This is a genomic window from Ruegeria sp. CDSC085, assembly GCF_059610465.1.
On record NZ_JBXWNR010000003.1, the window covers coordinates 142,750 to 167,961 of the forward strand.

At 57.0% G+C, this 25,212-nt stretch carries 24 protein-coding genes; 14 read left to right on the plus strand and 10 right to left on the minus strand.

Annotation, left to right across the window (positions count from 1 at the left end):
• Positions 1 to 73 precede the first annotated feature (73 nt).
• The 9 genes from AC2FJB_RS07110 to coxB form a co-directional block, all read right to left on the minus strand.
• Entirely contained in the window at positions 74 to 658 is a 585-nt protein-coding gene (locus tag AC2FJB_RS07110; RefSeq protein WP_117869702.1) for a GNAT family N-acetyltransferase, read from the minus strand.
• The gene (locus tag AC2FJB_RS07115) at positions 658 to 1,920 is read right to left on the minus strand and encodes a M16 family metallopeptidase (protein ID WP_496717725.1); all 1,263 of its coding nucleotides are present in this window, start codon (positions 1,918 to 1,920) and stop codon (positions 658 to 660) included. Before AC2FJB_RS07115 ends, AC2FJB_RS07110 begins: the two co-directional genes overlap by 1 nt.
• On the minus strand, positions 1,917 to 3,305 hold the full coding sequence (thrC, locus tag AC2FJB_RS07120; RefSeq protein WP_496717726.1) for a threonine synthase: 1,389 nt from the start codon (positions 3,303 to 3,305) through the stop codon (positions 1,917 to 1,919). The genes AC2FJB_RS07115 and thrC overlap by 4 nt, the downstream gene beginning before the upstream one ends.
• Positions 3,302 to 3,979 (minus strand): SURF1 family protein, encoded by a 678-nt coding sequence (locus AC2FJB_RS07125; RefSeq protein ID WP_496717727.1) that lies wholly within the window; start codon positions 3,977 to 3,979, stop codon positions 3,302 to 3,304. Before AC2FJB_RS07125 ends, thrC begins: the two co-directional genes overlap by 4 nt.
• A gap of 156 nt (positions 3,980 to 4,135) precedes the next feature.
• The gene (locus AC2FJB_RS07130) at positions 4,136 to 4,951 is read right to left on the minus strand and encodes a cytochrome c oxidase subunit 3 (RefSeq protein ID WP_117869706.1); all 816 of its coding nucleotides are present in this window, start codon (positions 4,949 to 4,951) and stop codon (positions 4,136 to 4,138) included.
• Between the two features lie 22 nt (positions 4,952 to 4,973).
• Complete coding sequence (locus AC2FJB_RS07135; RefSeq protein ID WP_117869707.1) at positions 4,974 to 5,549, minus strand: cytochrome c oxidase assembly protein; 576 nt, start codon at positions 5,547 to 5,549, stop codon at positions 4,974 to 4,976.
• On the minus strand, positions 5,549 to 5,710 hold the full coding sequence (locus tag AC2FJB_RS07140) for a cytochrome c oxidase system small membrane protein (protein WP_162896804.1): 162 nt from the start codon (positions 5,708 to 5,710) through the stop codon (positions 5,549 to 5,551). The genes AC2FJB_RS07135 and AC2FJB_RS07140 overlap by 1 nt, the downstream gene beginning before the upstream one ends.
• Positions 5,707 to 6,657 carry a heme o synthase gene (cyoE, locus tag AC2FJB_RS07145; protein ID WP_299898605.1) on the minus strand — a complete coding sequence of 317 codons (951 nt, stop codon included), beginning with the start codon at positions 6,655 to 6,657 and terminating at the stop codon, positions 5,707 to 5,709. The genes AC2FJB_RS07140 and cyoE overlap by 4 nt, the downstream gene beginning before the upstream one ends.
• Positions 6,658 to 6,744: 87 nt before the next feature.
• Positions 6,745 to 7,656, minus strand: a complete 912-nt coding sequence (gene coxB, locus AC2FJB_RS07150) for a cytochrome c oxidase subunit II (protein WP_496717729.1) — start codon at positions 7,654 to 7,656, stop codon at positions 6,745 to 6,747.
• A gap of 176 nt (positions 7,657 to 7,832) precedes the next feature.
• Between coxB and tldD the strand changes: the two genes are divergently transcribed.
• From tldD to AC2FJB_RS07175, 5 genes are all read left to right on the plus strand, one after another.
• Positions 7,833 to 9,254: a metalloprotease TldD gene (gene tldD, locus AC2FJB_RS07155; RefSeq protein ID WP_117869708.1), complete on the plus strand. Its 1,422-nt coding sequence runs from the start codon at positions 7,833 to 7,835 to the stop codon at positions 9,252 to 9,254.
• A 239-nt stretch (positions 9,255 to 9,493) separates the two neighbouring features.
• The gene (gene dprA / locus AC2FJB_RS07160) at positions 9,494 to 10,618 is read left to right on the plus strand and encodes a DNA-processing protein DprA (RefSeq protein WP_496717732.1); all 1,125 of its coding nucleotides are present in this window, start codon (positions 9,494 to 9,496) and stop codon (positions 10,616 to 10,618) included.
• A gap of 167 nt (positions 10,619 to 10,785) precedes the next feature.
• A complete protein-coding gene (topA, locus tag AC2FJB_RS07165) occupies positions 10,786 to 13,413 on the plus strand; it encodes a type I DNA topoisomerase (protein WP_496717733.1) in 2,628 nt (875 codons plus the stop codon).
• A gap of 91 nt (positions 13,414 to 13,504) precedes the next feature.
• Positions 13,505 to 14,209, plus strand: a complete 705-nt coding sequence (locus tag AC2FJB_RS07170) for a CoA transferase subunit A (RefSeq protein ID WP_117872820.1) — start codon at positions 13,505 to 13,507, stop codon at positions 14,207 to 14,209.
• Positions 14,209 to 14,835, plus strand: a complete 627-nt coding sequence (locus AC2FJB_RS07175; protein ID WP_117869711.1) for a CoA transferase subunit B — start codon at positions 14,209 to 14,211, stop codon at positions 14,833 to 14,835. Before AC2FJB_RS07170 ends, AC2FJB_RS07175 begins: the two co-directional genes overlap by 1 nt.
• Positions 14,836 to 14,873: 38 nt before the next feature.
• Here AC2FJB_RS07175 and AC2FJB_RS07180 read toward each other — a convergent pair whose 3' ends face one another.
• Positions 14,874 to 15,740, minus strand: coding sequence for a lytic transglycosylase domain-containing protein (locus AC2FJB_RS07180; protein WP_117869712.1), 867 nt, complete (start codon positions 15,738 to 15,740; stop codon positions 14,874 to 14,876).
• A 353-nt stretch (positions 15,741 to 16,093) separates the two neighbouring features.
• Between AC2FJB_RS07180 and AC2FJB_RS07185 the strand changes: the two genes are divergently transcribed.
• From AC2FJB_RS07185 to AC2FJB_RS07225, 9 genes are all read left to right on the plus strand, one after another.
• Positions 16,094 to 16,324 carry a Flp family type IVb pilin gene (locus tag AC2FJB_RS07185; protein ID WP_117869713.1) on the plus strand — a complete coding sequence of 77 codons (231 nt, stop codon included), beginning with the start codon at positions 16,094 to 16,096 and terminating at the stop codon, positions 16,322 to 16,324.
• 312 nt (positions 16,325 to 16,636) lie between these two features.
• Positions 16,637 to 16,876, plus strand: a complete 240-nt coding sequence (locus tag AC2FJB_RS07190) for a hypothetical protein (protein ID WP_117869714.1) — start codon at positions 16,637 to 16,639, stop codon at positions 16,874 to 16,876.
• A 291-nt stretch (positions 16,877 to 17,167) separates the two neighbouring features.
• Positions 17,168 to 18,046 carry a Flp pilus assembly protein CpaB gene (gene cpaB / locus AC2FJB_RS07195; protein WP_117869715.1) on the plus strand — a complete coding sequence of 293 codons (879 nt, stop codon included), beginning with the start codon at positions 17,168 to 17,170 and terminating at the stop codon, positions 18,044 to 18,046.
• 195 nt (positions 18,047 to 18,241) lie between these two features.
• A complete protein-coding gene (locus tag AC2FJB_RS07200) occupies positions 18,242 to 19,648 on the plus strand; it encodes a type II and III secretion system protein family protein (protein ID WP_117869716.1) in 1,407 nt (468 codons plus the stop codon).
• A gap of 17 nt (positions 19,649 to 19,665) precedes the next feature.
• The gene (locus AC2FJB_RS07205; RefSeq protein WP_117869717.1) at positions 19,666 to 20,295 is read left to right on the plus strand and encodes an OmpA family protein; all 630 of its coding nucleotides are present in this window, start codon (positions 19,666 to 19,668) and stop codon (positions 20,293 to 20,295) included.
• A gap of 199 nt (positions 20,296 to 20,494) precedes the next feature.
• The gene (locus tag AC2FJB_RS07210) at positions 20,495 to 21,730 is read left to right on the plus strand and encodes a CpaE/TadZ family protein (protein WP_496717734.1); all 1,236 of its coding nucleotides are present in this window, start codon (positions 20,495 to 20,497) and stop codon (positions 21,728 to 21,730) included.
• A 24-nt stretch (positions 21,731 to 21,754) separates the two neighbouring features.
• On the plus strand, positions 21,755 to 23,197 hold the full coding sequence (locus tag AC2FJB_RS07215) for a TadA family conjugal transfer-associated ATPase (protein WP_117869718.1): 1,443 nt from the start codon (positions 21,755 to 21,757) through the stop codon (positions 23,195 to 23,197).
• Between the two features lie 11 nt (positions 23,198 to 23,208).
• Positions 23,209 to 24,177 (plus strand): type II secretion system F family protein, encoded by a 969-nt coding sequence (locus AC2FJB_RS07220; protein WP_117869719.1) that lies wholly within the window; start codon positions 23,209 to 23,211, stop codon positions 24,175 to 24,177.
• A gap of 10 nt (positions 24,178 to 24,187) precedes the next feature.
• Positions 24,188 to 25,162, plus strand: coding sequence for a type II secretion system F family protein (locus AC2FJB_RS07225; RefSeq protein ID WP_117869720.1), 975 nt, complete (start codon positions 24,188 to 24,190; stop codon positions 25,160 to 25,162).
• Positions 25,163 to 25,212 lie beyond the last annotated feature (50 nt).

Consider the following 25,212-nt stretch of genomic DNA (forward strand, 5'->3'; position numbering starts at 1 on the left):
ATGCCCCTTGTTCATCTGGCCCCAAATATCCCGGGGGAGGCGCGGCTTGCCGCGAAGGGGCAGCGCCCCCACCCTATCCCGCGTCGGTTTTTCCGCGCCGGTCAGACCGCAGGCTGGCATACAGAACATGCGTCCGCCACCGGCCGTTGATTTGCAAATACGACTGCGCCACGCCCTCGTACTTGAAGGCCGAGCTTTCCAGCAATCCGCGCGACGCCCGGTTTTCCGGCAGGCAAGCGGCTTCAATCCGGCTCAGGTCCAATCGGGTAAAGGCATGGTGAACCATCGCGCCAATTGCTTCACGCATATACCCCTGTCGGGCAAAGGCCTGACCGGTCCAGTACCCCAATGTGCCCGCCTGCGCGGGACCGCGCCGAATGTTGTCCAGCGTGATGGCCCCAACCAACACGTCATCCTCGCGGCGAAACAAAAAAAGCGGAATGGCCGTCCCGGCCGCTACCGAACGTTGTGCCCAGTACACACGGTTGGTGAAGGACTTGCGGCTCAGGTGATCCTTGGCCCAGATCGGCTCCCATGGTGTCAGATAGTCTTTCGAGGCCCGCCGCAACGCGGCCCAATCGTTGAAGTCGGAATGTACAGGCGGGCGCAAGCTGAGCCGCGCGGTCTCGAGTTTCAGCTTGCGTCTGCCCAACAGCATCACGCCGCCCGCCTCTCCTGCAATTCAGCCAGTGTCGGCGCGGCTGACACCGGACCGTACAGCGCCAGCGCCGCCGGTGCTTGCAGGGCCATTGTCTCAGCGAAGGCGCGCACATCCTCGATTCCTACGGCGTCGATCCTGCCAACGGTATCTTCCAATGGAGGCACCCGCCCCCAGATCTGCACAAGCCGCGCCAATCGTTCGGCCCGGTTCGACGGGCTTTCAAGCCCCATCAACATCCCGGCCTTCATCTGCGCCCGGGCACGTGCCACTTCCTCGGCACTCATATCGTCGGCGGCGCGCTTCATCTCGTCGATGGTTATCGTGGCCAGTTCTGCAACCTGATCGGCAGAAGTACCTGCATAGATCGTGGTCGTCCCTGTGTCTGCATAAGCACCGGTTTGAGCAAATATCGTATAGCACAACCCGCGGGTCTCGCGCACTTCCTGGAACAAGCGCGAAGACATGCCCCCACCCAGAGCCGTCGAGTATACCTGTGCCGTATAGATCGCATCGTCACGATAGCCCGGGCTTTCCAGTGCAAGTGCGAAATGGGCCTGCTCCAGCTCTTTCTCCTGCCGTGCCTCACCACCGGTAAAGCGCGCAAGCTCGGCGATAAGCCCGGTTCGTGGTTGCAGATGACCAAACATCTCTTCGGCTATTTTCATAAGCTGATCGTGATCCACCGCGCCTGCCGCGGACAGGATCATTTGATCGGGACCATAATGCTCGGCTACGAAGCCAGAGAGGTCTTCTCGTGAAAACGCACTGACCCGCTCGGTCGGGCCGAGAATGGTGCGGCCCAAGGGTTGGTCGTGATAGCTCTGCTCCTGCAACCAGTCAAAGATCACATCGTCGGGCGTGTCGTAGGCCTGACCAATTTCCTGCAGGATCACACCACGCTCGACCTCGATCTCGCGCGGGTCAAACACCGGGTTCAGAACGATGTCACCGATGACATCCACTGCCAGCGCCACATCGTCTTTGAGAACACGCGCGTAATAAGCCGTAACCTCGCGCGACGTGTAGGCGTTGATATATCCGCCTACGTCCTCAATCGCCTCGGCGATTTGCAAAGCCGAACGGCGCTTGGTTCCCTTAAAAGCCATATGCTCAAGGAAATGGGCGATCCCGTTCTGCTCGATCCGCTCATGCCGCCCACCGGCGGTCACCCAGATGCCGATGGCCGCCGATTGCAACCCCGGCATATGTTCACTGACGATACGAAATCCGTTCTTCAGTTGGTCTTGTCTGACAGTCACTCAGCGATATGCCTTCTGATATGATCCTCGAGGGCACCCAGATCGTTGGCGATGCGGGTCACCCGTTCCGGACGTTCATACAGATCAGACATGCGGGATGGAAGAGGCGGATGCGCGCCGCTTGCCTTCTCGACCGCTGCCGGGAATTTTGCAGGGTGCGCAGTGGCCAAGGTGATCATCGGGATGCCGGTGGCACGGTGGTCTTCACCGACCTTGATCCCGACCGCAGTATGCGGGCAGACCAGTTCCGCGCTGTCGGCAAGCGTATGCTTGATCGTCGCCAGCGTTTCGTCCTCGGACACCCGGCCCGAGTCGAAATTCTCGCGCAGCGCCTCCATCGCGCCCTGACTGACGTTGAAGCCGCCGGACTTGAGCTCATCCATCAACTGCGCCACGGCTCCACCGTCCTCGCCATAGGCGTAATACAACGCGCGCTCGAAATTCGAGCTGACCTGAATGTCCATCGACGGGCTGATCGAGGGGATGGTGTCGCCCTTGAAATACCCCTCGCCCGACAGACACCGATGCAGAATATCGTTCTGGTTGGTCGCCACGATCAGACGGTCGATGGGCAGCCCCATGCGCTTGGCCAGATAGCCCGCGAAGATGTCGCCGAAATTTCCGGTGGGCACAGTGAAGCTGACCTTGCGGTGCGGCGCACCGAGGCTGACGGCGGATGAGAAGTAATAGACGATCTGCGCCAGCACCCGCGCGAAGTTGATCGAGTTCACACCGGCCAATTTGACACCGTCGCGGAAGTCGAAATCGTTGAACATGTCCTTCAGCGCAGCCTGACAATCGTCGAAGTCGCCGTCCACGGCAAGAGCATGAACATTGCTGTCCGCAGGCGTCGTCATCTGGCGACGCTGCACCTCGGACACGCGGCCATGCGGGAACAGGATGAACACATCCACAGAATCCAGCCCCCGGAATGCCTCGATCGCGGCCGAGCCGGTGTCACCGCTGGTCGCGCCGACGATGGTCACGCGGTCCGAACGCCGTTTCAGTGCCACCTGAAACAGCTGGCCGATCAACTGCATCGCAAAGTCCTTGAACGCCAGCGTGGGCCCATGGAACAGTTCCAGCAGAAAATGATTCTCGTTCAATTGCTTCAACGGCGCGCGGGCATCGTGGCCGAAGCCTTCATAGGCGCGGGCGATGATCTGCTTGAACTCATCCTCGGCAAAGGACCCGCTGACATAAGGCCACATCACGCGGAATGCGATTTCTTCATAGGGCAGACCAGCAAGCGCCGCGATCTCGTCATGGCTCATCACGGGGATCTCGGCGGGCAGATACAAACCACCATCGCGGGCCAATCCGGTCAGCATCGCCTCTTCAAAGGTCAGTTCTGGCGCTTGGCCACGGGTCGAGATGTATTTCATTGCTCTTCTCTCTCAGAAGGGGCGCGATTGGGCCACAGGAAATAACCGGTCATCACAGCCCAGACCAGAGCCAAGCCAAACCAGGTGATTGCATATTGCAGGTGATCGTTTGGAATACCCGCCGTATCTATCGGCAAAGGCGTCACGTTCGGGTCGGTCTCAGACCGCGCGATCAGCAGCACCGGCTCGGTCTCCAGAGCGGCGGCCAGATTTGGCACGTCGCGGGCAAACCAGATATTTTCATCGATATCGGGTTCAGGCGTGTAACTGTCGACTTCATCCGGCCAGTGCAGGTTTCCAGTGATCTCCATCGGGCCGGTCAGACGCGGTGCCTGCTTGGCCGTTGTCGGTACAAAACCCCGATCCACCAGAATAGTTCGGCCCTCGGTGCTGAACGACTGGATGATCCGATACCCTGCCCCGACCTGTTTGACCGAAACAAGAACATGGATTTCGCCCGGTTCCATCTCACCCGCAACCGTTACCGGACGGTATTTGTCAGTGTCCTCTGAAACCTGCCGAGGCAAGGCGATGGGTGCGGCTGAGATTCGGCTTTCGATCTCGGCCAGCACCTCCTGCTTCCAGGCCAGACGCTGAAGCTGCCAGATGCCCAGCGACAGCAGCGCGCCCAAACCGGCAAGGCCGAAGATCAGCAGGAACAGAATGCGGCGCATGTCAGGGTCAAACCTCGTTTCAGGAACCGGCGTCTTGTTAAGGGGCGTGTGGGCCAAATTGCAACCACGCAATTGTATGGGGCGCAATCTTGCGCCCGTAATAGAGAAAAAGCCGCCCCAAGGGGCGGCTTTTGCAATTGAATCAGCTGACCGGGCTTACATCAGCGGGGCCTGTCCCCAGATGTAGACCGCGAAAAACAGGAACAGCCAGACAACGTCAACGAAGTGCCAGTACCAGGCCGCCGCCTCGAACCCGACATGCTTTTCAGGTGTGAAGTCGCCCTTGAGGGCCCGGATCAGGCAGACCGACAGGAAGATGGTTCCGATAACGACGTGGAAGCCATGGAAGCCGGTCGCCATGAAGAAGTTCGAATAGAACTGATCATCGCCAAACTTCCAGCCTTCATGGGCCAGCAGCTCATAATACTCGAACGCCTGCAACCCGGTAAAGGCGATGCCCAGAACGATACCGATGGCCAGACCGTTGATCAGCGCCTTGCGGTCATTGTCATGCACCAGCGCGTGGTGCGCCCAGGTGATTGCACAGCCTGACAGCAACAGGACCAGAGTGTTGATCAGCGGCAGGTGGAACGGGTCAACCGCGTGGATGTCCGGCTGGATGTATTCGGTGCCGGCATAGTCGTACATCGGGTACATGCGATGTTTGAAGAACGACCAGAACCAGGCGAAGAAGAACATTACCTCGGACATGACGAACAGGATGAAACCGTAACGCAGACCGATGCGAACGACAGGAGTGTGATCCCCCTGGCGGCTCTCGACAACAACTTCGGACCACCATGCGAACATGGTGTAGAGAACTGCGACCAGACCGGCCCAGAACATCCACGGCGTCACGCCGTGCATCCAAAGCACTGCTCCGAACAACATCACAAAGCCGCCGACAGCTCCGATCAGAGGCCAGATCGACGGGGCCAGAATGTGATAATCATGGTTTTTAGCGTGTGCCATCAGCGTCCCTCACCTACAGGCGTTAGTTCGTGTTTGTTTCTGCCTGCGCTTCAAGGGCGGCATAGCCCTCTGGCAGGTCAATTTCGTAGAATGTATACGACAGCGTGATCGTATGAACATACTTTGCTTCAAGATCTTCGACCATTTCAGGATCGACGAAGAAGGTTACCGGCATCTCTACACGTTCGCCGGGTTGCAGTACCTGCTCTTCAAAGCAGAAGCAGGCAATCTTTTGAAAGTACCCGCCTGCCGAATAGGGCGCCACATTGTATGAGGCCTGCCCTGCAATCGGACGATCCGTTGGATTATAGGCCTCATAGAAGGCCAGCCCGGTCTCGCCGATGCGCACTTCCATCTCGCGGACGACGGGCTTGAATTCCCAAGCCATGTCTTTGGCCTTGGATGCGTCAAACCGTATGGTGACAGTGCGGTCCAGAATTTCTTCGGGGGCGGCTTCGGCAACACCCGTGGTGCCGCCAAATCCGGTAACGCGGCAGAACCAGTCGTAGAACGGTACCGATGCCCAGGCCAGACTGCCCATCAGGACAACCACACCCACGGTTTGGGCAACAGTTTTCTGAGGACCAGACAGCGCCATCAGTTCTGAACCTCTTGCGTGGCCATGTTGAAATCAGTACCCGACACCTTCACGATGGTCAGGCCAAAGATGATCACGATAAAGGCAGCCAGCGTCAGTCCAACGCCCAAATTGCGGCTGAACCGTCGCTGATGCAGTTCATGGCTTTTGCGCAGGCTCATGACCATCCTCCCAAACCATAGGGCTTCAGCAAGGCTTCGGCCAGAATAGCGCCGAAATGCAGGAAGAGGTAGAGCAGCGAAAGTTTGAAAAAGCTGCGTTCGACCTTGAAGTTGTCGGCCTCCGAGTCATCCTCGGTCCGACGCGAAATTTGCCAGGCGCCGCGCAGGAACAACGCGTTCAACACCAGAGCCACGGTCAGGTAGATGGGACCGCCGATGCCAGAAAACGCCGTTCCTACCGCCAGAATCGCCAGCAACCCCGTATAGACCAGAATATGTACACGCGTCGCACGGCGGCCGTGTGTCACGGTCAGCATGGGCACGCCCGCATCGTCATAGTCCGAGCGCATGAACAGGGCCAGTGCCCAGAAATGCGGCGGCGTCCACATGAAGGTCAGGGCAAACATCAGCCACGGCTCAACCGCCATGGATCCGGTCGCAGCCACCCAGCCGATCACCGGAGGGAAAGCGCCAGCCGCACCACCGATCACGATGTTCTGCGGCGTCGAGCGCTTCAGCCACATCGTGTAGACAGCGACATAGAAAAAGATTGTGAAGCCCAGGAACGCTCCCGCGAACCAGTTGGTCGCAAGGCCCAGCATAATCACCGACAGGCCCGACAGGGTCAGGCCGATGGCCATCGCCTCACCCTCTTCCACCTTGCCGGAGGGGATCGGGCGACCTTTGGTGCGTTTCATGACCTTGTCGATATCCGCATCCCACCACATGTTCAGCGCACCGGATGCGCCGCCACCTATGGCGATGAACAGAATGGCGCAGAATCCGACAAAGGGATGGACCGGAACCGGGGCCGCCAGCAGACCGACCAGCGCCGTAAACACGACCAGAGACATCACGCGCGGCTTGAGCAGGGCGAAGTAATCGCCAAAGCTGGCCTCGTCCGCGTGGGCGGTCGCTGTGCTGGCATTGATGCTTGCGTCGGTCATCTCGGGTCCTTTTGGGGCGAAAGCTGTGCGGTCAGCCCGCTCAGCCTGCATTTCGTGTCAGGCAGGTTTAACCCGCCCTCAGCGTGCTCAGTTCGAAGCAACCTGATAGTTTTGCGGCAGACCTGCATATTCTTCGATCGCGCCTTGCAGCCACTGGTCATAAGCTTCCTGGCTGACGACTTTGACGGTGATCGGCATATAAGCGTGGTCTTTGCCGCAGAGTTCCGAGCACTGACCAAAGTAGATGCCTTCTTTCTCGGCCTCGAACCACAGTTCTGCCAGACGTCCAGGCACGCCATCCTGCTTCACGCCGAAGGACGGGATGGTCCAGGAGTGGATCACGTCAGACGCGGTAACCTGCATCACGACAACCTTGCCAACCGGAACGACCACGGCGGTATCGGTGGCCAACAGCCATTCGTCATCGCTGTAACCAGCATCTGCCAGCTTCGCGCGCATAGCGTCATCCAGAACAAACGGGGTCACGTCCGCGTCAGCGGGGCGAGCGCCCTCATCCAGAGTGGCGGGATGACCCAGCAGGTAGCTGTCGAACGCGAAATCGTGATCGACATACTCATAGGTCCAGTACCACTGGTTGCCGACGACTTTGATGGTGATATCGCCTTCAGGTATTTCCTGCTGTTTGAACAGAACCGGCAGCGAAAACGCACCGATGAAGACCAGAATCAGGATGGGGCCAAGGGTCCACGCAATCTCAACCGGGGTGTAGTGCGAAAACCGTGCCGGCTTGGGGTTAACACGTTCGTTGTAGCGCACGATGCAGTAAACCAGCAGACCGGCTACCAACAGGCAGATTGCGGTGATAATCACCAGAATCATGCCGTCCAGACGCTGAATTCCTGTGGCAAGGCTGGTGGCCGCGGGTTGAAAACCCATACCGCCGTCAACCGGCTTGCCAATAATCTCAAGCTCCTGAGCCATGGCTGGAAGGCTGGAGAGGGCTGTCATAAACCCTGAAAGCATCAAAGCATTCTTCATGTTCTGTCCTGATCGTTTGATCTTTGCGTCCCTGGCGAAAAGGTGTGAATCGGTCGCACCTCTCCCGTTGTCTTTGGCCGCGTTAAAAACCATATTCCGTCGGGTAGATAAAGCAAAATGCTTGCGTCAAACAGACGCTATTTTTGATCTGGATCAAACCCGAAAGGTCCCAACCCATGTCCGACGCCCAGTTTCGCCCCTTTGAAAGCGCTCTTCCGCACGATGAAGCGCTTGCCATATTGCGCTCGGCAACGGATGGCGCCGAGGATGGAGAGCTGTTTGTCGAGCGACGAAAATCCGAGTCCCTCGTGTTCGATGACGGACGTCTGCGCACCGCGTCTTATGATGCGTCGGAAGGGTTCGGACTGCGCGCCGTACAAGGTGAAGTGGCTGGATATGCGCATTCAACTGACGTTTCCATTCCTGCCCTGAAACGGGCGGCGGAAACCGCAAGACTGGCTGTAGGGGATGGCGGCGGGGTTTTGGCGGATGCTCCGCGCTCCACCAACACGCGTCTCTATACGGACGAAGACCCAATTGAATCTGCCGCGTTCCCGGTCAAGATCGAGACACTGCGTGAGATAGACGCCTTCGCGCGCGATCTGGACCCGCGTGTTGTTCAGGTCAGCGCCACGATCGCGGCGGCTGTGCAAGAGGTCGAGATCCTGCGTCCGGATGGTGTGATGGTCCGCGATGTGCGCCCCATGACCCGTGTGAATGTCTCGGTGATTGTCGAGCAGAACGGCCGCCGCGAAAGCGGATCCGCCGGTGGCGGCGGTCGGGTTGGCCTGAGCGGGTTGATTGATCCCGCCGACTGGCAGGCCAAGGCACGCGAAGCGCTGCGCATTGCGCTGGTCAACCTGGACGCCGTTCCCGCGCCAGCCGGCGTCATGGAAGTCGCGCTTGGCCCCGGCTGGCCTGGCATCCTGTTGCACGAGGCAATAGGCCATGGTCTGGAAGGTGATTTCAACCGCAAGGGCAGCTCGGCCTTTGCCGGATTGATGGGGCAGCAGATTGCCTCGAAAGGTGTGACCGTGGTGGATGACGGTACGATTGCTGATCGCCGCGGCTCGATCAGCGTGGATGATGAGGGCACGCCCAGCGCACGCACGGTGCTGATCGAAGACGGCATCCTGACCGGCTACATGCAGGACCGCCAGAACGCTCGCTTGATGGGTGTTGCGCCCACTGGCAACGGGCGGCGACAAAGCTATGCGCACAAACCCATGCCGCGCATGACCAATACGATCATGCTGGGGGGCGAGGCCGACCCGCAGGCTCTGGTAGCTGACATCAAGGACGGTATCTGGGCGGTTGGTTTCGGCGGAGGTCAGGTGGACATTACCAACGGCAAGTTCGTTTTCTCATGCACCGAGGCGTACCGCGTCGAAAACGGCAAAATCGGTGCACCGGTCAAAGGGGCCACGCTGATTGGTGACGGCCCTTCGGCCTTGAAACGGATCCGCGGCCTCGGCAACGATATGGCGCTGGACCCCGGCATGGGAACCTGCGGCAAGGATGGGCAATGGGTGCCGGTAGGCGTTGGCCAGCCAACCGTCCTGATGGACGGGCTGACCGTCGGCGGCTCTGCAGCCTGAGTCGAACCCAAGATGCAGAAAGAGGCGCAGGGTTAACCTTGCGCCTCTTTCATCATTAAACTTGCGTTTGGTGACAAAAAGCACGTCTTCCTGTGGTATTTCTTTTATATTGTTTAATATCAAGATTTTATTGTCGCATCGCCTGACGAGATTAAAATAAATATATCTAATTTTCGACGATTCACAAGCTGTTAACCGCCTATCCCGTAAACCAGTTCTGTAACAAGGCGGAGCAACGGATGACCGAAGAGAAGCTTTCTTCCAATCACCCCCCACTCCCACCCACCACGGAAGAGGACCGGTTCTCGTGGCTTCGCTTGTTGCGTTCTCGCAAGGTCGGTCCGGCGACATTTCGTCGGCTGCTGCGCGAACATGGCTCAGCGCAGAACGCGCTGGCCGCGCTGCCTGAAATGGCACGCGCCGCCGGTATAACAGGGTATGAAACCTGCCCTCCCGGCGTGATCGAGGCGGAACTCAAGGCCGCAAGGGCCGCCAAAGCGCGGCTTTTGTGCCTTGGGTCCGCTGATTTTCCAACGACCCTGAATGATCTGAACGATGCCCCCCCGTTGCTTTGGGCAGTCGGGGATGTTTCGCTTCTGCAAAAACCATCGATTGCGATGGTCGGCGCGCGAAACTGTTCCTCGCTTGGCGCGCGGACGGCGCGTGGCTTGGCCTCGGAGTTGGGCAGCAAGGGGTACGTGGTTGTGTCTGGTCTGGCGCGCGGTATCGACACGGCCGCACATATGGCCGCACTGGAGACAGGTACGGTGGCAGTCATGGCAGGCGGTGTCGATGTGATCTATCCCGCCGAAAACACGGAGCTGGCCCGCGACATCGCCTCCAGAGGCTTGCGGCTTTCTGAGCAGCCGATGGGTGTAACACCCCAGGCCCGTCACTTTCCGCGCCGAAATCGGATCATTTCGGGGCTTGCACAGGCCGTTGTCGTCGTTGAAGCCGCTGCCAAATCCGGGAGTCTGATAACAGCACGTGACGCGTTGGATCAGGGACGCGAGGTTCTGGCCGTTCCCGGCCATCCGTTCGACGCGCGGGCCGCCGGTTGCAATCTGTTGATTCGTGATGGCGCAACGCTGGTTCGATCCGCTGATGATGTTATTGAAGCGTTGCCCCGAACAAACGATTTGGTTTCACTACCGCCCGAACCTCACTCTGCACCGATCGCGCGCCCCGCAAGGGACCTGCATGTGCAGATCCTCGAGCGACTCGGTCCCTCACCTATCGCTGAAGATCAATTGCTGCGGGATATCACGGTCTCAGCCGGTGAGCTTGGTCCGGCGCTGATCGACCTTGAACTTGATGGGCGAATCCAGCGTCAGCCTGGAGGTCTGCTGTCGCTGGCAAGTTGATCGAACCCTTGATCTGGCTGGTCCGGTTCCTGAATATCTGTGGTAGCGCACTGAAATCACGGCGCTTTTCCACCTGCAAAAGGAACGCATTGACAATTCCTGCTTGCCCCACACATTTTGCTCCACCATAGAAGGCGTCAAATTCGTCGAGCGAGGTTTCCCCTTAAATGCCCGTAGTTGTTGTAGAATCTCCGGCCAAAGCAAAAACAATCAATAAATATCTGGGGCCCGACTACACAGTTCTGGCCTCTTACGGCCATGTGCGGGACCTGCCGCCAAAGGACGGATCCGTCGATCCCGAACACGATTTCTCGATGAAATGGGAAGTGGGGAACGACAGCCGCAAGCATGTCAAAGCCATTGCTGACGCGCTGAAAGAAGACAACGCGCTGATCCTCGCCACTGACCCTGACCGTGAGGGCGAAGCAATCAGTTGGCACCTGCAGGAAGCGTTGACCAAACGCCGGTCGATCAAGAAAGACACGCCTGTCAGCCGCGTGACCTTCAACGCCATCACGAAAGAGGCTGTCACACAGGCAATGCAAAACCCGCGCCAGGTCGACATGCCGCTGGTTGAGGCCTATCTGGCCCGCCGTGCGCTGGACTATCTTGTGGGCTTCAACCTGTCTCCGGTTTTGTGGCGCAAATTGCCCGGCGCGAAGTCCGCTGGGCGCGTGCAGTCCGTCTGTTTGCGCCTGATCGTCGAACGCGAGATGGAAATCGAAGCGTTCAAGCCGGTCGAATACTGGTCGGTCAGAGCACTGTTCGAGACGCCTCGTGGTCAGACCTATGAGGCGCGGCTGGTCACGCTGGCGGGCAAAAAGCTGGACAAGCATGATCTGGCCAACGCCACGCAGGCGGAACTGGCCGTTCAGGCCGTTACCAGCCGGGCTCTGACCGTCACCTCGGTCGAGGCCAAGCCTGCCGCCCGCAACCCCAGCGCACCATTTATGACCTCGACCTTGCAGCAGGAAGCAAGTCGCAAGTTCGGAATGGGCGCGCGCCACGCGATGCAAGTGGCGCAGCGGCTCTATGAGGCCGGATACATAACTTATATGCGGACCGACGGCATAGACATGGCGCCCGAGGCCGTTGCGGCAGCACGGGATGCCATCGCCGACCGCTTTGGCGCCGAATATGTTCCGGACAGCCCGCGCATCTACAAGAACAAGGCCAAGAACGCTCAGGAAGCGCACGAGTGTATCCGCCCGACAGATATGTCGCGCGACGCCAAGGCCTTGAAAGTCACGGACGAGGATCAGCGCAAGCTTTATGATCTGATCTGGAAACGTACCATTGCCTGTCAGATGGCAGCCGCCCGCCTGGAGCGCACGACCGTGGAGATTGGCAGCGATGACGGTCAGGTCGGCCTTCGCGCCACTGGCCAGGTCGTGATGTTCGATGGTTTCATGCGGGTGTACGAAGAAGGCCGGGATGACGTTGCCGACGAGGACGAAAAGCGTCTGCCACAGATCACGCAGGGTGATCCAGCCCGTTTTGCCAAAACCTCTCTGAAGGATCAGTTCGCCAAGGCGACCAGCGACAGCGGGGACAAGGTTGCGAAAGAGGCGATCCTGTCCGAGAACGAATCTGTTCTGGCACTGCAGCATCACACTCAACCACCCCCGCGTTATACCGAAGCGACGCTGGTCAAACGGATGGAAGAACTGGGGATCGGGCGACCATCAACCTATGCCTCGATCGTCACGACGATTCAGGACCGGGAATATGTACGCAAGGACAAAAACCGGCTGATCCCCGAGGAAAAGGGGCGGATCGTTACGATCTTCTTGCTGAATTTCTTCCGGCAGTACGTAGGCTATGAGTTCACCGCCAATCTGGAAGAAGAGTTGGATGATGTCAGCGCCGGGGAACGCGACTACAAGGACCTGTTGGGCAAGTTCTGGCGTGATTTTTCAGCCGCGATTGGCGAGACGTCCGAGCTGCGGATTTCTGAAGTGTTGGACAGGCTCGACGAAGCTCTGGCTCCGCAGCTCTACCCGCCGCGCGAGGATGGGTCCGATCCGCGTATCTGCCCGAAATGCGGTACCGGTCAGTTGCACCTGAAGACCTCGCGGACCGGCGGGTTCGTTGGCTGCGGAAACTATCCGGAATGTACCTATACGCGTCCGATTGCAGGTGAAGGTGCGGAAGGCGACGAAAAACTGCTGGGCGAAGATGGTGGCGATGAGATCTGGTTGAAATCCGGCCGGTTCGGTCCTTACGTTCAGCGCGGCGAACCCACGCCCGAGAACAAAAAGCCGCCCCGCGCTTCGTTGCCGCGAGGGTGGAGCAAGGATGACATGGATCTGGAAAAGGCGCTGACGCTGCTGTCCCTGCCCCGTCAGATCGGCGAACACCCCGAGGGTGGCATGATCAGCGCTAATTTCGGACGGTTCGGCCCGTATTTGATGCATCAGTTGCCGGAAGAGGCGAAACCGGTTTACGCCAACCTCAAAGACCCCAATGACGTGTTCGAAATCGGCATGAACCGTGCCGTTGAATTGCTGGCCGAAAAACGCGCCAATCCCGGACGTGGACGACGAGCCGCAGCGAAACCCCTGAAGGAACTGGGCGAGCATCCCAATGGCGGAGCAATGCAGGTTCTCGACGGGCGCTATGGGCCATATGTAAAATGGGAGAAGGTCAACGCAACCATCCCCAAGGACATAAAACCCGAGGACGTGACGCAAGAAATGGCCATCGAACTGGTCAATGAACGCGCGACCAAGAAGGGCACCAAGAAAAAGGCGGCCCCCAAGAAGAAGGCCACAACCAAGAAGGCGGCGGGATAGGTAGAAATACCTCCCTCCTCCGGGTTTCATTGACTTCCCAATGACGTGGCGGCACAACCTGCCCATCACCATGTCATTGGGGGAGTTTTCCATGAAGAAAGTCTATGCCAATGCCACCGAGGCGCTCGATGGGGTGCTGTCGGATGGTATGCTGATCGCCGCAGGCGGGTTTGGCCTGTGCGGCATTCCGGAATTGTTGCTTGAGGCCATCAGGGAATCGGGCGTCAAAGACCTGACCTTTGCGTCAAACAACGCAGGCGTGGACGATTTCGGCATCGGCATCCTGCTGCAAACCAAGCAGGTCAAGAAAATGATCAGTTCGTATGTCGGTGAAAACGCAGAGTTCATGCGTCAATATCTGAGCGGCGAGTTGGAGCTGGAATTCAACCCGCAGGGCACTCTGGCGGAACGGATGCGCGCAGGTGGCGCGGGTATCCCCGGCTTCTACACAAAAACCGGCGTTGGCACCGTGATTGCCGACGGTAAGGAGCACAAGGACTTCAACGGCGAGACTTACATTCTTGAAGAGGGCATCTTCGCCGACCTGGCCATCGTCAAGGCGTGGAAAGCCGACGACACCGGCAACCTGGTGTTCCGCAAGACCGCCCGCAACTTCAATGTGCCGGCAGCGACATGCGGCAAGATCTGCGTGGCTGAAGTGGAAGAGATTGTTCCGCGTGGCGCGCTGGACCCCGACTGCATCCACCTGCCCGGTATCTATGTGCATCGCATCGTTCAGGGCAAACACGAAAAGCGCATTGAACAGCGCACCACCCGGAAGAAGGAGGAAGCATAATGCCCTGGGACCGCAATCAGATGGCCGCACGCGCGGCAGAGGAACTGGAAGACGGCATGTATGTGAACCTCGGCATCGGCATCCCGACGCTGGTGGCAAACTATGTGGGTGACAAGGACATCACTCTGCAATCGGAAAACGGCATGCTGGGCATGGGCCCCTTCCCTTTTGAGGGCGAAGAAGACCCAGACCTGATCAATGCGGGCAAGCAGACGATCACTGAATTGTCCCGCACGGCCTATTTCGACAGTGCCACATCCTTCGCCATGATCCGCGGCGGCAAGATCGCTGCGGCGATTCTGGGTGCAATGGAAGTAGATGAGAAAGGTGATCTGGCCAACTGGATGATTCCCGGAAAGCTGGTGAAAGGCATGGGCGGTGCAATGGATCTGGTCGCAGGCGTAGGCCGTGTGATTGTCGTGATGGACCACACCAACAAACATGGTGACAGTAAGGTCCTGAAGGAATGCACCCTGCCATTGACCGGAAAGGGCGTCGTAGATCGCATCATCACCAATCTGGGTGTGCTGGATGTGGTCGAAGGCGGTCTGAAAATCGTGGAACTGGCGGATGGTGTCAGCGAAGACGAGCTACGCGCAGCAACAGAAGCGACAATCGTTTCCTGATCAATTGGAAAGGCCCGCCAGATCACGGCGGGCCTTTTTCAGTTTGACGTCTGAAAAACACAGCCATCGGAAATAAGGTCCGGCGGCGTCGTGCACAAGGCCCGCGCGATCTGGAACGCGGCAAGGACCTTTGGCACATAGTCTCGGGTTTCAGCATAGGGCGGCACGCCGCTGTGTTTGCGTACGGCCCCCTCACCCGCGTTGTATCCAGCCAATACTAGTATTGGATCATTCCCGAACTCTTCCATCAGCCAGTTGAGGTATTTCACACCGCCTGCGATATTGTCAGAGGGCTGGAGACTGTCTTTCACCCCGAATCTGGCCGCCGTGGCGGGCATCAACTGCATGAGCCCTTGCGCGCCAGCAGAGCTGACAGCATCTGCACGTCCGGCTGATTCCACCGAAATCACCGCTAACACCAGCGCAGGTGAAACATTGGTTCCGACTGTGGAACGAAGGATCTCGATCCCGCGTTCCTTTGCGATGTTTTGCAGCGATTGCAGTCGCGGTGATCTTACGTTCGTCGCGGCTAGGGCGTTGATAGCTGCATCCAGCCGCCAGGCCCCGGCTTCATCCATGTGTGGTGAAACCCGGTTCCAGAATGCCTTGTACGACCCCTTGGGATCTCGTTTGGCTTCGACACCAGGCACCGCTGCCGGAGTGACCTTAGTGCGCGCGATGATTTCAGGGACCACCAGTTCCGTGCCCGTACTGGGCGCTGAAGGGTTGGCTGCGTGTTCTTCCGGTGTGATTTGCACGGATACACGCGGGCGTTCGCCGGGTTTGGGGGCTTTGACTCGCTTGTATACGCCGCGCGGCTCTATCTCGGTCGCATTCACTGATGCGGTACCCGATATCAGAAACGCCAGCACACCGGCGCATTGGAGTGCGTTCCGGAGATTCATTTGCCTGCCTCGTGTTTTCTTTTTAGGCGATTTGAACCCTGAATCTTCTCGCAAGGCCAGAAAAACAAAGCGAATTGGGGCAGTTTCGCCTCATTTGGCGCAATTTTGCATCGCTATAGGGCCTTCACTTCAATCGATGATATTTTTTTATCCTTTATTTTCAATAATTTACTAAATTTATCACCAAAAAGTTAAGCTGCGCGAAAAAAAATCGGTGTTTGGCCCAATTCCTGCCACGCCCAACAGTCAAACATAGTCCCATACCGAGACGGACATGAGCGGACTGAGAGAGAAAGCTCTGAAAGACGCCGAGGTTTGTTAAACTTTTTTTGATCCTTTAGGAGGGACGTAACATGATCAAGTTCATCAAGAACTTCCGCAAAGACGAAGACGGCGCAGTAACAGTTGACTGGGTTGTTCTGACCGCAGCAGTCATCGGCCTGGCTGCAGTTGCATACCAGCAGATTTCGGCTGGCGCCACTGGCCTGGCAACCGGCGTAAACGAAGCGCTGAACGCCGCATCGCTGAGCACCGGCAGCAACACCGCGACAGGTGGTATCACCGGCGAAGGCAAAAGCAACTAAGTTGCTGCTCTAGAGAATTTTCAAGGCCGCGCTCAATGGGCGCGGCCTTTTTTTTGTGATCTGAAACTGCTTCATCCCAGGCGCACAGATTCCAGCCTGCGCGCAAGTCATGCAAACCTTCGCGACGCTCGGGGTGTTTTGTTGCAACCCCTGTGTTTCTTCTGTCCCAATCAATTCGACACACGCGCGGTCTCTGCCTGAGACCGAAATTTTCTGCGAAATCAATATTTAGCCCAAATTTCGCCATCCGCGCGAACCGGTTATGGGCCAACCTGTCGGTAGCACTGACGCGACGTATTTGGAGATAAGCACATGTTCAGGTTCCTTAATCAGTTTAAATCTGACGAAGCAGGAGCGGTGACAGTTGACTGGGTGGTATTGACCGCCGTGGTCATAGGATTGTCGGGCGCGACCTACCTCGTAATCAGCTCAAGCGTCGACGGCATGGGCGGCAACATAAACGGGGCCATGAACAGTGCCGTTGTCAGCACCGGGTCGAACACTGCACCCTCGGGCATTATCACCGCAGGAACCGCCGGCGGCGGAAACTAAACCACAGCAGGTGTACGCATCAGCTGTTTTCCAAAGACGTTACTCTTAACCGTTTCGACGCAAAGCGCTGCGCCCATGGGGTGCGGCGCTCTTTTGTTGCGCACGATCCGCTGGCAATCGTGAGGAAAGGCAACACTCACCATGAAGAATTGTGCGGAAGATGGCGTGGAATCTGACAATCAGGCATATTTGTCCCACATTTCGACACAATTTGCAGTTAGCAAATAGGCTGTTTCAATGTGGTTCCTTGGCCGCTAAGTAATCGACCAAACAAAAGAATGAGGTACACGCATGCGAGCAGTTTTCGGACTTGTCCTGATTGTCGGCGTTGCACTGGCCGGGGGCGCCGTTTACATGGCGCGAAACTATATTGCGGAATACCAAAGCGAGTTGGCACGCCAAAGACTTGCTGCAGAAGAAGCCCTGGCCAACGCCAAAGTCGACGTTGTTCCGACTGTCACTGTGTTTGTGTCGAACCGCGCCTTGAAATACGGCGAGCGGTTGACTGAGGAAGATATACGCGCTGTTGACTGGCCGGAAAACGCGATCCCGGAAGGTACTTTCAAGGAGCTTACAGCCCTGTTCCCCGTAAGCGGCGCAAATGAACGTTTCGTTTTGAGGGCAATGGAAAAGGACGAAGCGATCATGGAGGTCAAGATCACTCGTCCGGGCGAAAAAGCTGGCCTGACGTCACGTCTGGAAAAGGGTATGCGTGCCTTTGCGATCAGCGTTGACGTTGCTTCTGGCGTTTCGGGTTTCTTGCGACCCGGCGATAGTGTCGACATCTATTGGACGGGTTCCAGTGGAACCATCGAGGGGAGCAGCGGTGGTATCACCCGCCTGATCGAAACCAACGTGCAGCTCATTGCCGTCGACCAGACCGCCGGTTCGGATGTCACCAACACAACGATTGCGCGCACAGTTACGGTTGCGGCCACACCGGAACAGGTCGCCGCATTGGCACAGGCCCAAAACACGGGGCGTCTTTCCCTGGCTCTGGTTGGGGTACAGGATGAATCCGTTGCGTCTACGATTGAGGTGGACCAAAACAAGCTGCTGGGAATTCAGAAAACTGCCCCGGAACCCGAGGCAAAAGCCGAGAAGGTATGCACAACACGTATTCGCCGCGGTGGCGAAATCGTAAATGTACCGATCCCCTGTACAAATTGACGCCAATTCAGAACGTTACAGGTTCAGAGCCGCACCCTTGGTGCGGCTTATTTTTTTGCGATTGTTGCCAATTCCCCACATAAGGAAACTTACGGAAACCATTGATTATTGCAATAAATTCGGATTTCGCGCAGTCTCTCCACCTATAGGGCATAAGACCCAAAAAAACGAGGCGTGATCGGAGAGGCAGGTCACATGACAATACGTTCCTGGATCAGCGCAACCCTGCTGGGGTTGTCGCTTGTTATGGCCCCCATTGGCGACACCGCCTGGGCCGAAACTTTGCGCGTGGTGAAGAAAGGGACTGTGGAAACACTCGACGTCCCGATGAACCGCGCAATTGTCGTAGAAAGCGAGCAACCGTTTGCAGAGCTCAGCATTGCCAACGCCGGCATTGCAGATATCTCTTCATTGTCGGAGCGCACAATCTATGTTCTAGGTAAGGCCCCCGGCCTTACCACGCTGACGCTGTTTGATGGCGCTGGCAATTTGTTGGCCAACGTTCGCGTCCGCGTCGCACCAGATGTCACGGAGTTCAAGGAACGTCTGCGTCAGATCCTGCCCAACGAACCCATCGAGGTTCGCACGGCCAATGATGGCATTGTTTTGTCCGGCACAATCTCCAGCTCGGCAAAACTGGCGCGCGCTTTGGAACTGGCTGAAAGATATGCTCCCGAGCGTGTTTCCAACCTGATGTCGGTCGGTGGTGTTCAGCAGGTCATGCTGAAGGTCCGCTTTGCGGAAATGAACCGCTCGGTCGCCAAAAGCCTGACAGCGTCGCTTGGTTTCGGCGGAGGTGACGTTACGGGGGGCTTCAACACGCTCAACAACCAGTTCGCACTGAACAACGCTTTGTCGAACAACATTCCGGCCGTTCAGGCCAATACAGGCGCGATCCTGTTTGGTTTCGGCGCAGGCTCAACGCAAGTTCGCCTGTTGTTGGAAGCACTTGAAACCAAAGGGTTGGCCCGCAGTCTGGCTGAACCGAACCTGTCCGCCTTGTCAGGTCAGGAAGCTTCCTTCCTGGCCGGCGGTGAAGTTCCGATCCCGGTACCACAGGATGATGGCGTTGTTGCCATTGAATACAAAGCATTCGGCGTTGAGATGGACTTCATCCCACGCGTTGTTGACGGTGATCTGATCAATCTTGAAATGGGCACCGCTGTTTCAAGTATCGATCAGAGCTCGGATTTCACCATCAACGGCGACTCCGTACCCAGCTTCATCACGCGCCGGGCAAAAACAACGATTGAACTTCGGGATGGTGAAAGCTTTGCCATTGCCGGTTTGATCCAGGATAACTTCGCCGATTTGAGCAATCAGGTCCCCTGGCTGGGTGATGTGCCCGTTCTTGGCGCGTTGTTCCGCAGCGCCGACTACCAGCGCGAGCAAAGCGAACTCGTTGTCATCATCACCGCGCATCTGGTTACGCCAACTCGTGGAGAGACACTTGCCCTTCCCACCGATCGGGTAAAACCGCCCAGCGAATTTGACCTGTTCGTGAATGGCAGGGTCGCGCGCACACAGCGCACTGGAGCCGGCGGAGCGTCAGAGGTTGCCAAGCAAGACTTCGGCAGCTCCTACGGCTACGTCCTAGATTGATCAGGAGGATAGGACCAATGCAGAAGTGGATTATCACACTGGGTCTTTCGGTCGCTGTCGCCGCATGTACGCGTGAGGCCGGGTACGAGATCGATGCAGGCACTTTCGGAAACGCGACATTAAACAATGTCCAGGTTCAAAGCGGTGAATTGACCTATGCGCAGATTCTCAGCCGCCGGTTTGCCGCTGACGTGCCCAGCCAGGTGAACTTTGCGTTCAACAGCTCGCAACTGGATGCTTCGGCTCAGCGTATTCTGTTGCAACAGGCGGACTGGATCAAACAGTTCCCCGAAGCCCGTTTCCGCGTTTACGGACATACGGACGCTGTGGGATCAACCAGCTACAACAAAAGCCTTGGCTTACGCCGTGCACAGGCAGTCGTCGCGTTTTTGGGACAACAGGGTATCTCGCGCTCACGGCTTGAGGCGGTGGTGTCCTTTGGCAAGACGCAACCGTTGGTCGCAACGCAAAACCGGGATCGCAGGAACCGCAGAACTGTCACCGAAGTTTCAGGATTTGTTGACCGTAACCCGCAGCTTCTGGATGGCAAATATGCCGAAGTCATCTATCGCGAATATGTAGAAAGTGCGACCGCTGTAAGCCAGATTCAGGAAGTTGACGCCCAGGACGCTGGCAGCGGTGGATAATACGTTTGAAATGGGCGGCATCGTCGCCCATTTCCCTACAATTGGTTCTTTTGCGCCCAATTCTTGCCCAACTTCAAAGCAACATTGTGAACAATAGGGTGACCTGCGGCCAAATTTGACCGTATTGGGGCGACAGCACATCAATCTGGCGGATTTCGTTCATATGACATGCTGAGCCCTCACGACGAGGATAATGTTAATGACCAGCGCGACGCCGCAAGACGACAATACTGCAATCTTGGCCTGCACGATCAGTCGGGATGTTCAGAATTTCGACCTTTTGATCGAAGACATGGAAACCATCCTGGGCGAGCGCTGGGGGGATCTGGGATTTGCAGAAGCGTTGGCCTTTTTCAGCCAACCCGAAGCTGAAGCACTGGAATTTGTAGCTCTGGCTATCGACGGAGAAGATGAAGACAACCTTTCCCTGCTGGGTGAGATAATTACCCAAGCGAATGAAAAGAAAGTAAAAGTTGTTCTGATCGCCGAGGACGTTACTCCGGCTTCATTGCACCAACTGCTGCGCAAGGGCGCGGACGAGTTTGTGCCCTACCCTCTTCCGGAAGGTGAGTTGCAGGAAGCCATTGAGCGTATGAAGCAGCCAGACCCGGTTGCCGTGGCGCAAGCGGCTGCCGTTCCTCTGGCGGGTGGCGAATCAAAGGAAGGCGCCTTGTTTGTCGTCCAGGGCCTGGCGGGTGGTGTCGGAGCGACGACGCTGGCCGTTAACCTAGCTTGGGAACTGGCATGTGCCTCTGACAAGGACGCGCCAACTGTCTGCCTGATCGATCTGGACCTGCAATACGGTACCGTTTCCACCTACCTGGACCTGCCGCGGCGGGAAATAGTGTTTGAAATGTTATCGGACACGGATGCGATGGACAGCGAAGTGTTCTCGCAAGCTCTTCAAACATATGAAGAAAAATTGCAGGTTTTGACAGCCCCCTCTGATATGGTGCCGCTGGACCTGATTACTCCGGAAGACATTCAACGCGTGATTGACGTGGCGCGCGCGCATTTCGACTACGTCATTGTTGATATGCCGAAGACGCTTGTCCTGTGGTCTGAAACAGTTTTGCAGGCTGCCCATGTGTATTTCGCCATGATTGAGCTGGACATGCGGTCCGCCCAGAATGCCCTGCGCCTGAAGCGTGCTTTGCAGGCAGAGGAACTGCCATTCAACAAGTTGCGCTTTGCATTGAACCGGGCGCCGAAGTTTACCGACCTGAACGGAAAAAGCCGTGTGAAGCGCATGGGGGAAAGCCTTGGTATCTCCATCGACCTGCTACTGCCTGATGGCGGCAAACCGGTCATGCAAAGTGGGGATCACGGCCTGCCTCTGGCAAATGCGGCCGCCAAGAATCCGTTACGCCGGGAAATCGCAAAGCTGGCAAAGTCGCTTCACAGCCTTGGCAGCAGTGCCGAAGAAGCTGCGTAACATCATCCCAAGGGGGGATAAGCCGTGTTTTCAAGATACAAAAAGCAGCCCATAGCGCAGCCCGTCAAAACGCCGGCGCAACCGCCCGAAACTGAGGCGTCCACAGCGCAAGAGACACCTGTTGCGACTGCCGTGGCCCGCAAGCCTGTGAAAAAGATTGCAGGTGAGGTCGCAAGCTCGGACCGGGATCGGAAACGCAAAGAGCGGCTGGGCGAGATCAAGATCGAACTACACCGCGAGTTGCTCGAAAACCTGAACCTGGCAGCACTGGAGAATGCTGGCGAATCGGAGTTGCGTGCTGAAATCAGTGCAATCGCCAGTGAAGTTCTGGAAACAAGAAACATTGTTCTGAACCGCGAAGACCGGTCCCAGCTGAACAAGGAACTTTATGACGAGGTAACGGGTCTTGGGCCGCTTGAGGCACTGCTTCAGGACGATACGGTCAACGATATTCTGGTGAACGGTCCACAACAGATCTTTGTGGAACGCTCCGGTAAGCTGGAAATCAGCGATATTACCTTCAAGGATGAAAAGCACCTGATGCGGATCATCGACAAGATCGTGTCCGCCGTGGGCCGTCGAGTTGACGAATCCAACCCGTATGTTGACGCCCGTCTGGCCGATGGCTCGCGTTTCAACGCTATGGTGCCACCGATTGCGGTGGACGGATCGCTTGTTTCCATTCGTAAGTTCAAGAAAGATAAGCTGGGCATTGACGATCTGGTCAATTTCGGGGCGTTCACCGAAGAAATGGCCGCCTATTTGCAGGCCGCCGTGTCCACCCGGCTGAATATCATCGTTTCCGGGGGTACGGGTTCTGGTAAAACGACCACGCTCAACGCCCTGTCCAGTTTCATCGACGACGCCGAGCGCATTCTGACCATCGAGGATACGGCGGAACTTCAGCTGCAACAGACGCATGTGGGCAGGATGGAAAGCCGCCCGCCCAACGTGGAAGGCAAAGGTGAGGTCAGTCCGCGTGACTGTCTGAAAAACGCCCTGCGTATGCGTCCTGACCGTATCATCGTGGGTGAGACGCGTGGTGCCGAGGTGATCGATATGTTGCAGGCCATGAACACAGGCCACGACGGATCGATGACCACGATCCACGCCAACTCGGCCCGGGACGGTATTTCACGTCTGGAAAACATGATCGCCATGGCCGGGATCGAAATGCCGATCAAAGCCGTCCGTAGTCAGATCGCTTCGGCTGTCAACCTGATCGTGCAGGCCAGTCGTCTGCAGGACGGTTCGCGCCGGATGACCTCGATCACCGAGATCACCGGGATGGAAGGTGACGTGATTTCCATGCAGGAAATATTTCGTTTTCAACGCGTTGGCCTGACACCCGACAACAAGATCATCGGACACTTTACCGCGACCGGCGTGCGCAGCCACTATTCGGAACGCTTCCGTCTATGGGGCTTTGATTTGCCAGCGTCCATCTACGACCCAACCACAATGTAGGAGAACCAGGTATGCAATTGCCTATGGAGGCGATCATTTATGTCGCCATCTTTGTGGGGGTTCTTGCCTTGGTCGAGGGCATCTATCTTGTCGCCTTCGGCAAGTCCATCAGCCTGAACAGCCGGGTCAACCGGCGTCTGGACATGCTGGAAAAGGGTGCTGGGCGCGAACAGGTGCTGGAACAGCTGCGCAAAGAGATGCAGCAGCATATGAAGTCGCAGAGCATCCCTCTGTACTCACTGCTGGCAGACAAGGCGCAAAAGGCGGCAATCGCGTTCTCTCCACGTCAATTGATCATGATCATGGGTCTGGTATCCGCCATGGCCTTTGTCGGATTGAGCATCGGCACCGCTACGGACACGGCACTGCGCATCGTTGTTTCCATCGCAATCGGCATCGGTGGCGTTTACGCCTGGGTCAACCACAAGGCCAAGAAACGAATGGGTATGATCGAAGAACAACTGCCGGACGCGGTTGAACTGATGGTGCGATCTCTGCGTGTCGGAAATCCATTTGTATCGACAATTCAAGTGGTTGCAAACGAAGTTCAGGATCCGCTGGGAACCGAATTTGGCGTTATCGCCGATGAATGTGCCTATGGTCGCGATGTGGGCGAGGCGTTAAAGGACATGGCTGAACGTCTGGACATGCAGGATATGCGCTTTCTGGCCGTAGCTGTGGGTATTCAGCAGCAATCTGGCGGTAACCTTGCTGAGATTTTGGCCGGATTGGCAAAGGTGATCCGTGCTCGTTTTCGCCTGTTCCGTCGCGTCAAGGCGATTACAGCCGAGGCACAATGGTCTGGTAAGTTCCTGTCCGGGTTTCCCGTCGCCTGTCTGATATTCATTCTGGTCAAGGACCCGGGTTATTACGACGATGTGTTGGATCACCCCTGGTTTATTCCCGCGTGTTTTGTTGTCGCTATCCTGCTGACATTGAACCTGATCGTCATGAAAATCATCACCAACATCAAGGTCTGAGGGCAGTACCATGGAATTCCTGACCAGCATCAATGACCTGTTGACCCAGCACTTGGGTGAGTTCGGCCCCCTGATCATTGTCGGCGTACTTGGCCTGATTTTGGTTCTGGTCGCTGTCACACTGATGATGAAGCAGCCGGAAGATCCCCTGAAGAAACTGCAAAGATCTAATGCTGCCCCTCCAAAGCAGAAAAAGGGGAAAAAAGAGCAGCTTCGAAACTCAAGCCGAAACGAACAGCTTGAGAAGTTCGCGACTTTTCTGGAGCCCAAGAACGAAGAAGAATATTCGGCCGTCGAGCTGAAACTGCGTCAGGCGGGCTACAGGTCGAAGGATTCAGTTCGGTTCTTTCACTTTGCGCAGTTTTCTTTGGGTATCCTTGGCATTTTCCTTGGTGTTATGTTGGTCACAGTCTTTTCCGGCGGCCAGGAGTTTACCGGAACACAGATGATGATCCGGGTGCTTGTTCCCGGCGCAATTGGCTATTTCGCACCAAAATACTGGATTACGCGCCGGGTTGAAGAACGGAAGGAAGCGATTACCGCCGGCTTTCCCGATACGCTCGACCTGATGCTCGTCTGCGTTGAGGCCGGTCAGTCGCTGGATCAGGCCATTGTTCGGGTAGCCGGTGAAATGAGCGCATCGTATCCAGATATCGCGCAGGAATTCGAAACTGTCGCGCATGAAATGAAGGCTGGTAAGGACAAGGACACCGTCCTGCGTGATTTCGGCGTCCGATGTGGTGTGCAGGACGTGAACTCGTTTGTAACCGTTATGATCCAATCGGCGACATTTGGCACATCGATTGCCGAGGCGTTGCGGGTTTACGCCGGTGAGATGCGCGACAAACGTGTGATGCGCGCCGAAGAGGCCGCGAACAAGTTGCCGACCAAGATGACTCTTGTCACAATGATGCTGACAGTACCGCCACTGCTGATTATTCTGATCGGCCCGTCGGCGAACGTTATTTCGAGTTTTGGACGCTAGGTCGGATAGAACCATATGAATGCTGAAATCAGGTGCTTCCCTTCCGGGTT

Coding starts and splice junctions, on each gene's coding strand:
- AC2FJB_RS07110 (WP_117869702.1), bottom strand. CDS start 658: ATGCTGTTGGGCAGACGCAAGCTGAAACTCGAGACCGCGCGGCTCAGC.
- thrC (WP_496717726.1), bottom strand. CDS start 3,305: ATGAAATACATCTCGACCCGTGGCCAAGCGCCAGAACTGACCTTTGAA.
- AC2FJB_RS07125 (WP_496717727.1), bottom strand. CDS start 3,979: ATGCGCCGCATTCTGTTCCTGCTGATCTTCGGCCTTGCCGGTTTGGGC.
- AC2FJB_RS07130 (WP_117869706.1), bottom strand. CDS start 4,951: ATGGCACACGCTAAAAACCATGATTATCACATTCTGGCCCCGTCGATC.
- AC2FJB_RS07135 (WP_117869707.1), bottom strand. CDS start 5,549: ATGGCGCTGTCTGGTCCTCAGAAAACTGTTGCCCAAACCGTGGGTGTG.
- AC2FJB_RS07140 (WP_162896804.1), bottom strand. CDS start 5,710: ATGAGCCTGCGCAAAAGCCATGAACTGCATCAGCGACGGTTCAGCCGC.
- cyoE (WP_299898605.1), bottom strand. CDS start 6,657: ATGACCGACGCAAGCATCAATGCCAGCACAGCGACCGCCCACGCGGAC.
- coxB (WP_496717729.1), bottom strand. CDS start 7,656: ATGAAGAATGCTTTGATGCTTTCAGGGTTTATGACAGCCCTCTCCAGC.
- tldD (WP_117869708.1), top strand. CDS start 7,833: ATGTCCGACGCCCAGTTTCGCCCCTTTGAAAGCGCTCTTCCGCACGAT.
- dprA (WP_496717732.1), top strand. CDS start 9,494: ATGACCGAAGAGAAGCTTTCTTCCAATCACCCCCCACTCCCACCCACC.
- topA (WP_496717733.1), top strand. CDS start 10,786: ATGCCCGTAGTTGTTGTAGAATCTCCGGCCAAAGCAAAAACAATCAAT.
- AC2FJB_RS07170 (WP_117872820.1), top strand. CDS start 13,505: ATGAAGAAAGTCTATGCCAATGCCACCGAGGCGCTCGATGGGGTGCTG.
- AC2FJB_RS07175 (WP_117869711.1), top strand. CDS start 14,209: ATGCCCTGGGACCGCAATCAGATGGCCGCACGCGCGGCAGAGGAACTG.
- AC2FJB_RS07180 (WP_117869712.1), bottom strand. CDS start 15,740: ATGAATCTCCGGAACGCACTCCAATGCGCCGGTGTGCTGGCGTTTCTG.
- AC2FJB_RS07185 (WP_117869713.1), top strand. CDS start 16,094: ATGATCAAGTTCATCAAGAACTTCCGCAAAGACGAAGACGGCGCAGTA.
- AC2FJB_RS07190 (WP_117869714.1), top strand. CDS start 16,637: ATGTTCAGGTTCCTTAATCAGTTTAAATCTGACGAAGCAGGAGCGGTG.
- cpaB (WP_117869715.1), top strand. CDS start 17,168: ATGCGAGCAGTTTTCGGACTTGTCCTGATTGTCGGCGTTGCACTGGCC.
- AC2FJB_RS07200 (WP_117869716.1), top strand. CDS start 18,242: ATGACAATACGTTCCTGGATCAGCGCAACCCTGCTGGGGTTGTCGCTT.
- AC2FJB_RS07205 (WP_117869717.1), top strand. CDS start 19,666: ATGCAGAAGTGGATTATCACACTGGGTCTTTCGGTCGCTGTCGCCGCA.
- AC2FJB_RS07210 (WP_496717734.1), top strand. CDS start 20,495: ATGACCAGCGCGACGCCGCAAGACGACAATACTGCAATCTTGGCCTGC.
- AC2FJB_RS07220 (WP_117869719.1), top strand. CDS start 23,209: ATGCAATTGCCTATGGAGGCGATCATTTATGTCGCCATCTTTGTGGGG.
- AC2FJB_RS07225 (WP_117869720.1), top strand. CDS start 24,188: ATGGAATTCCTGACCAGCATCAATGACCTGTTGACCCAGCACTTGGGT.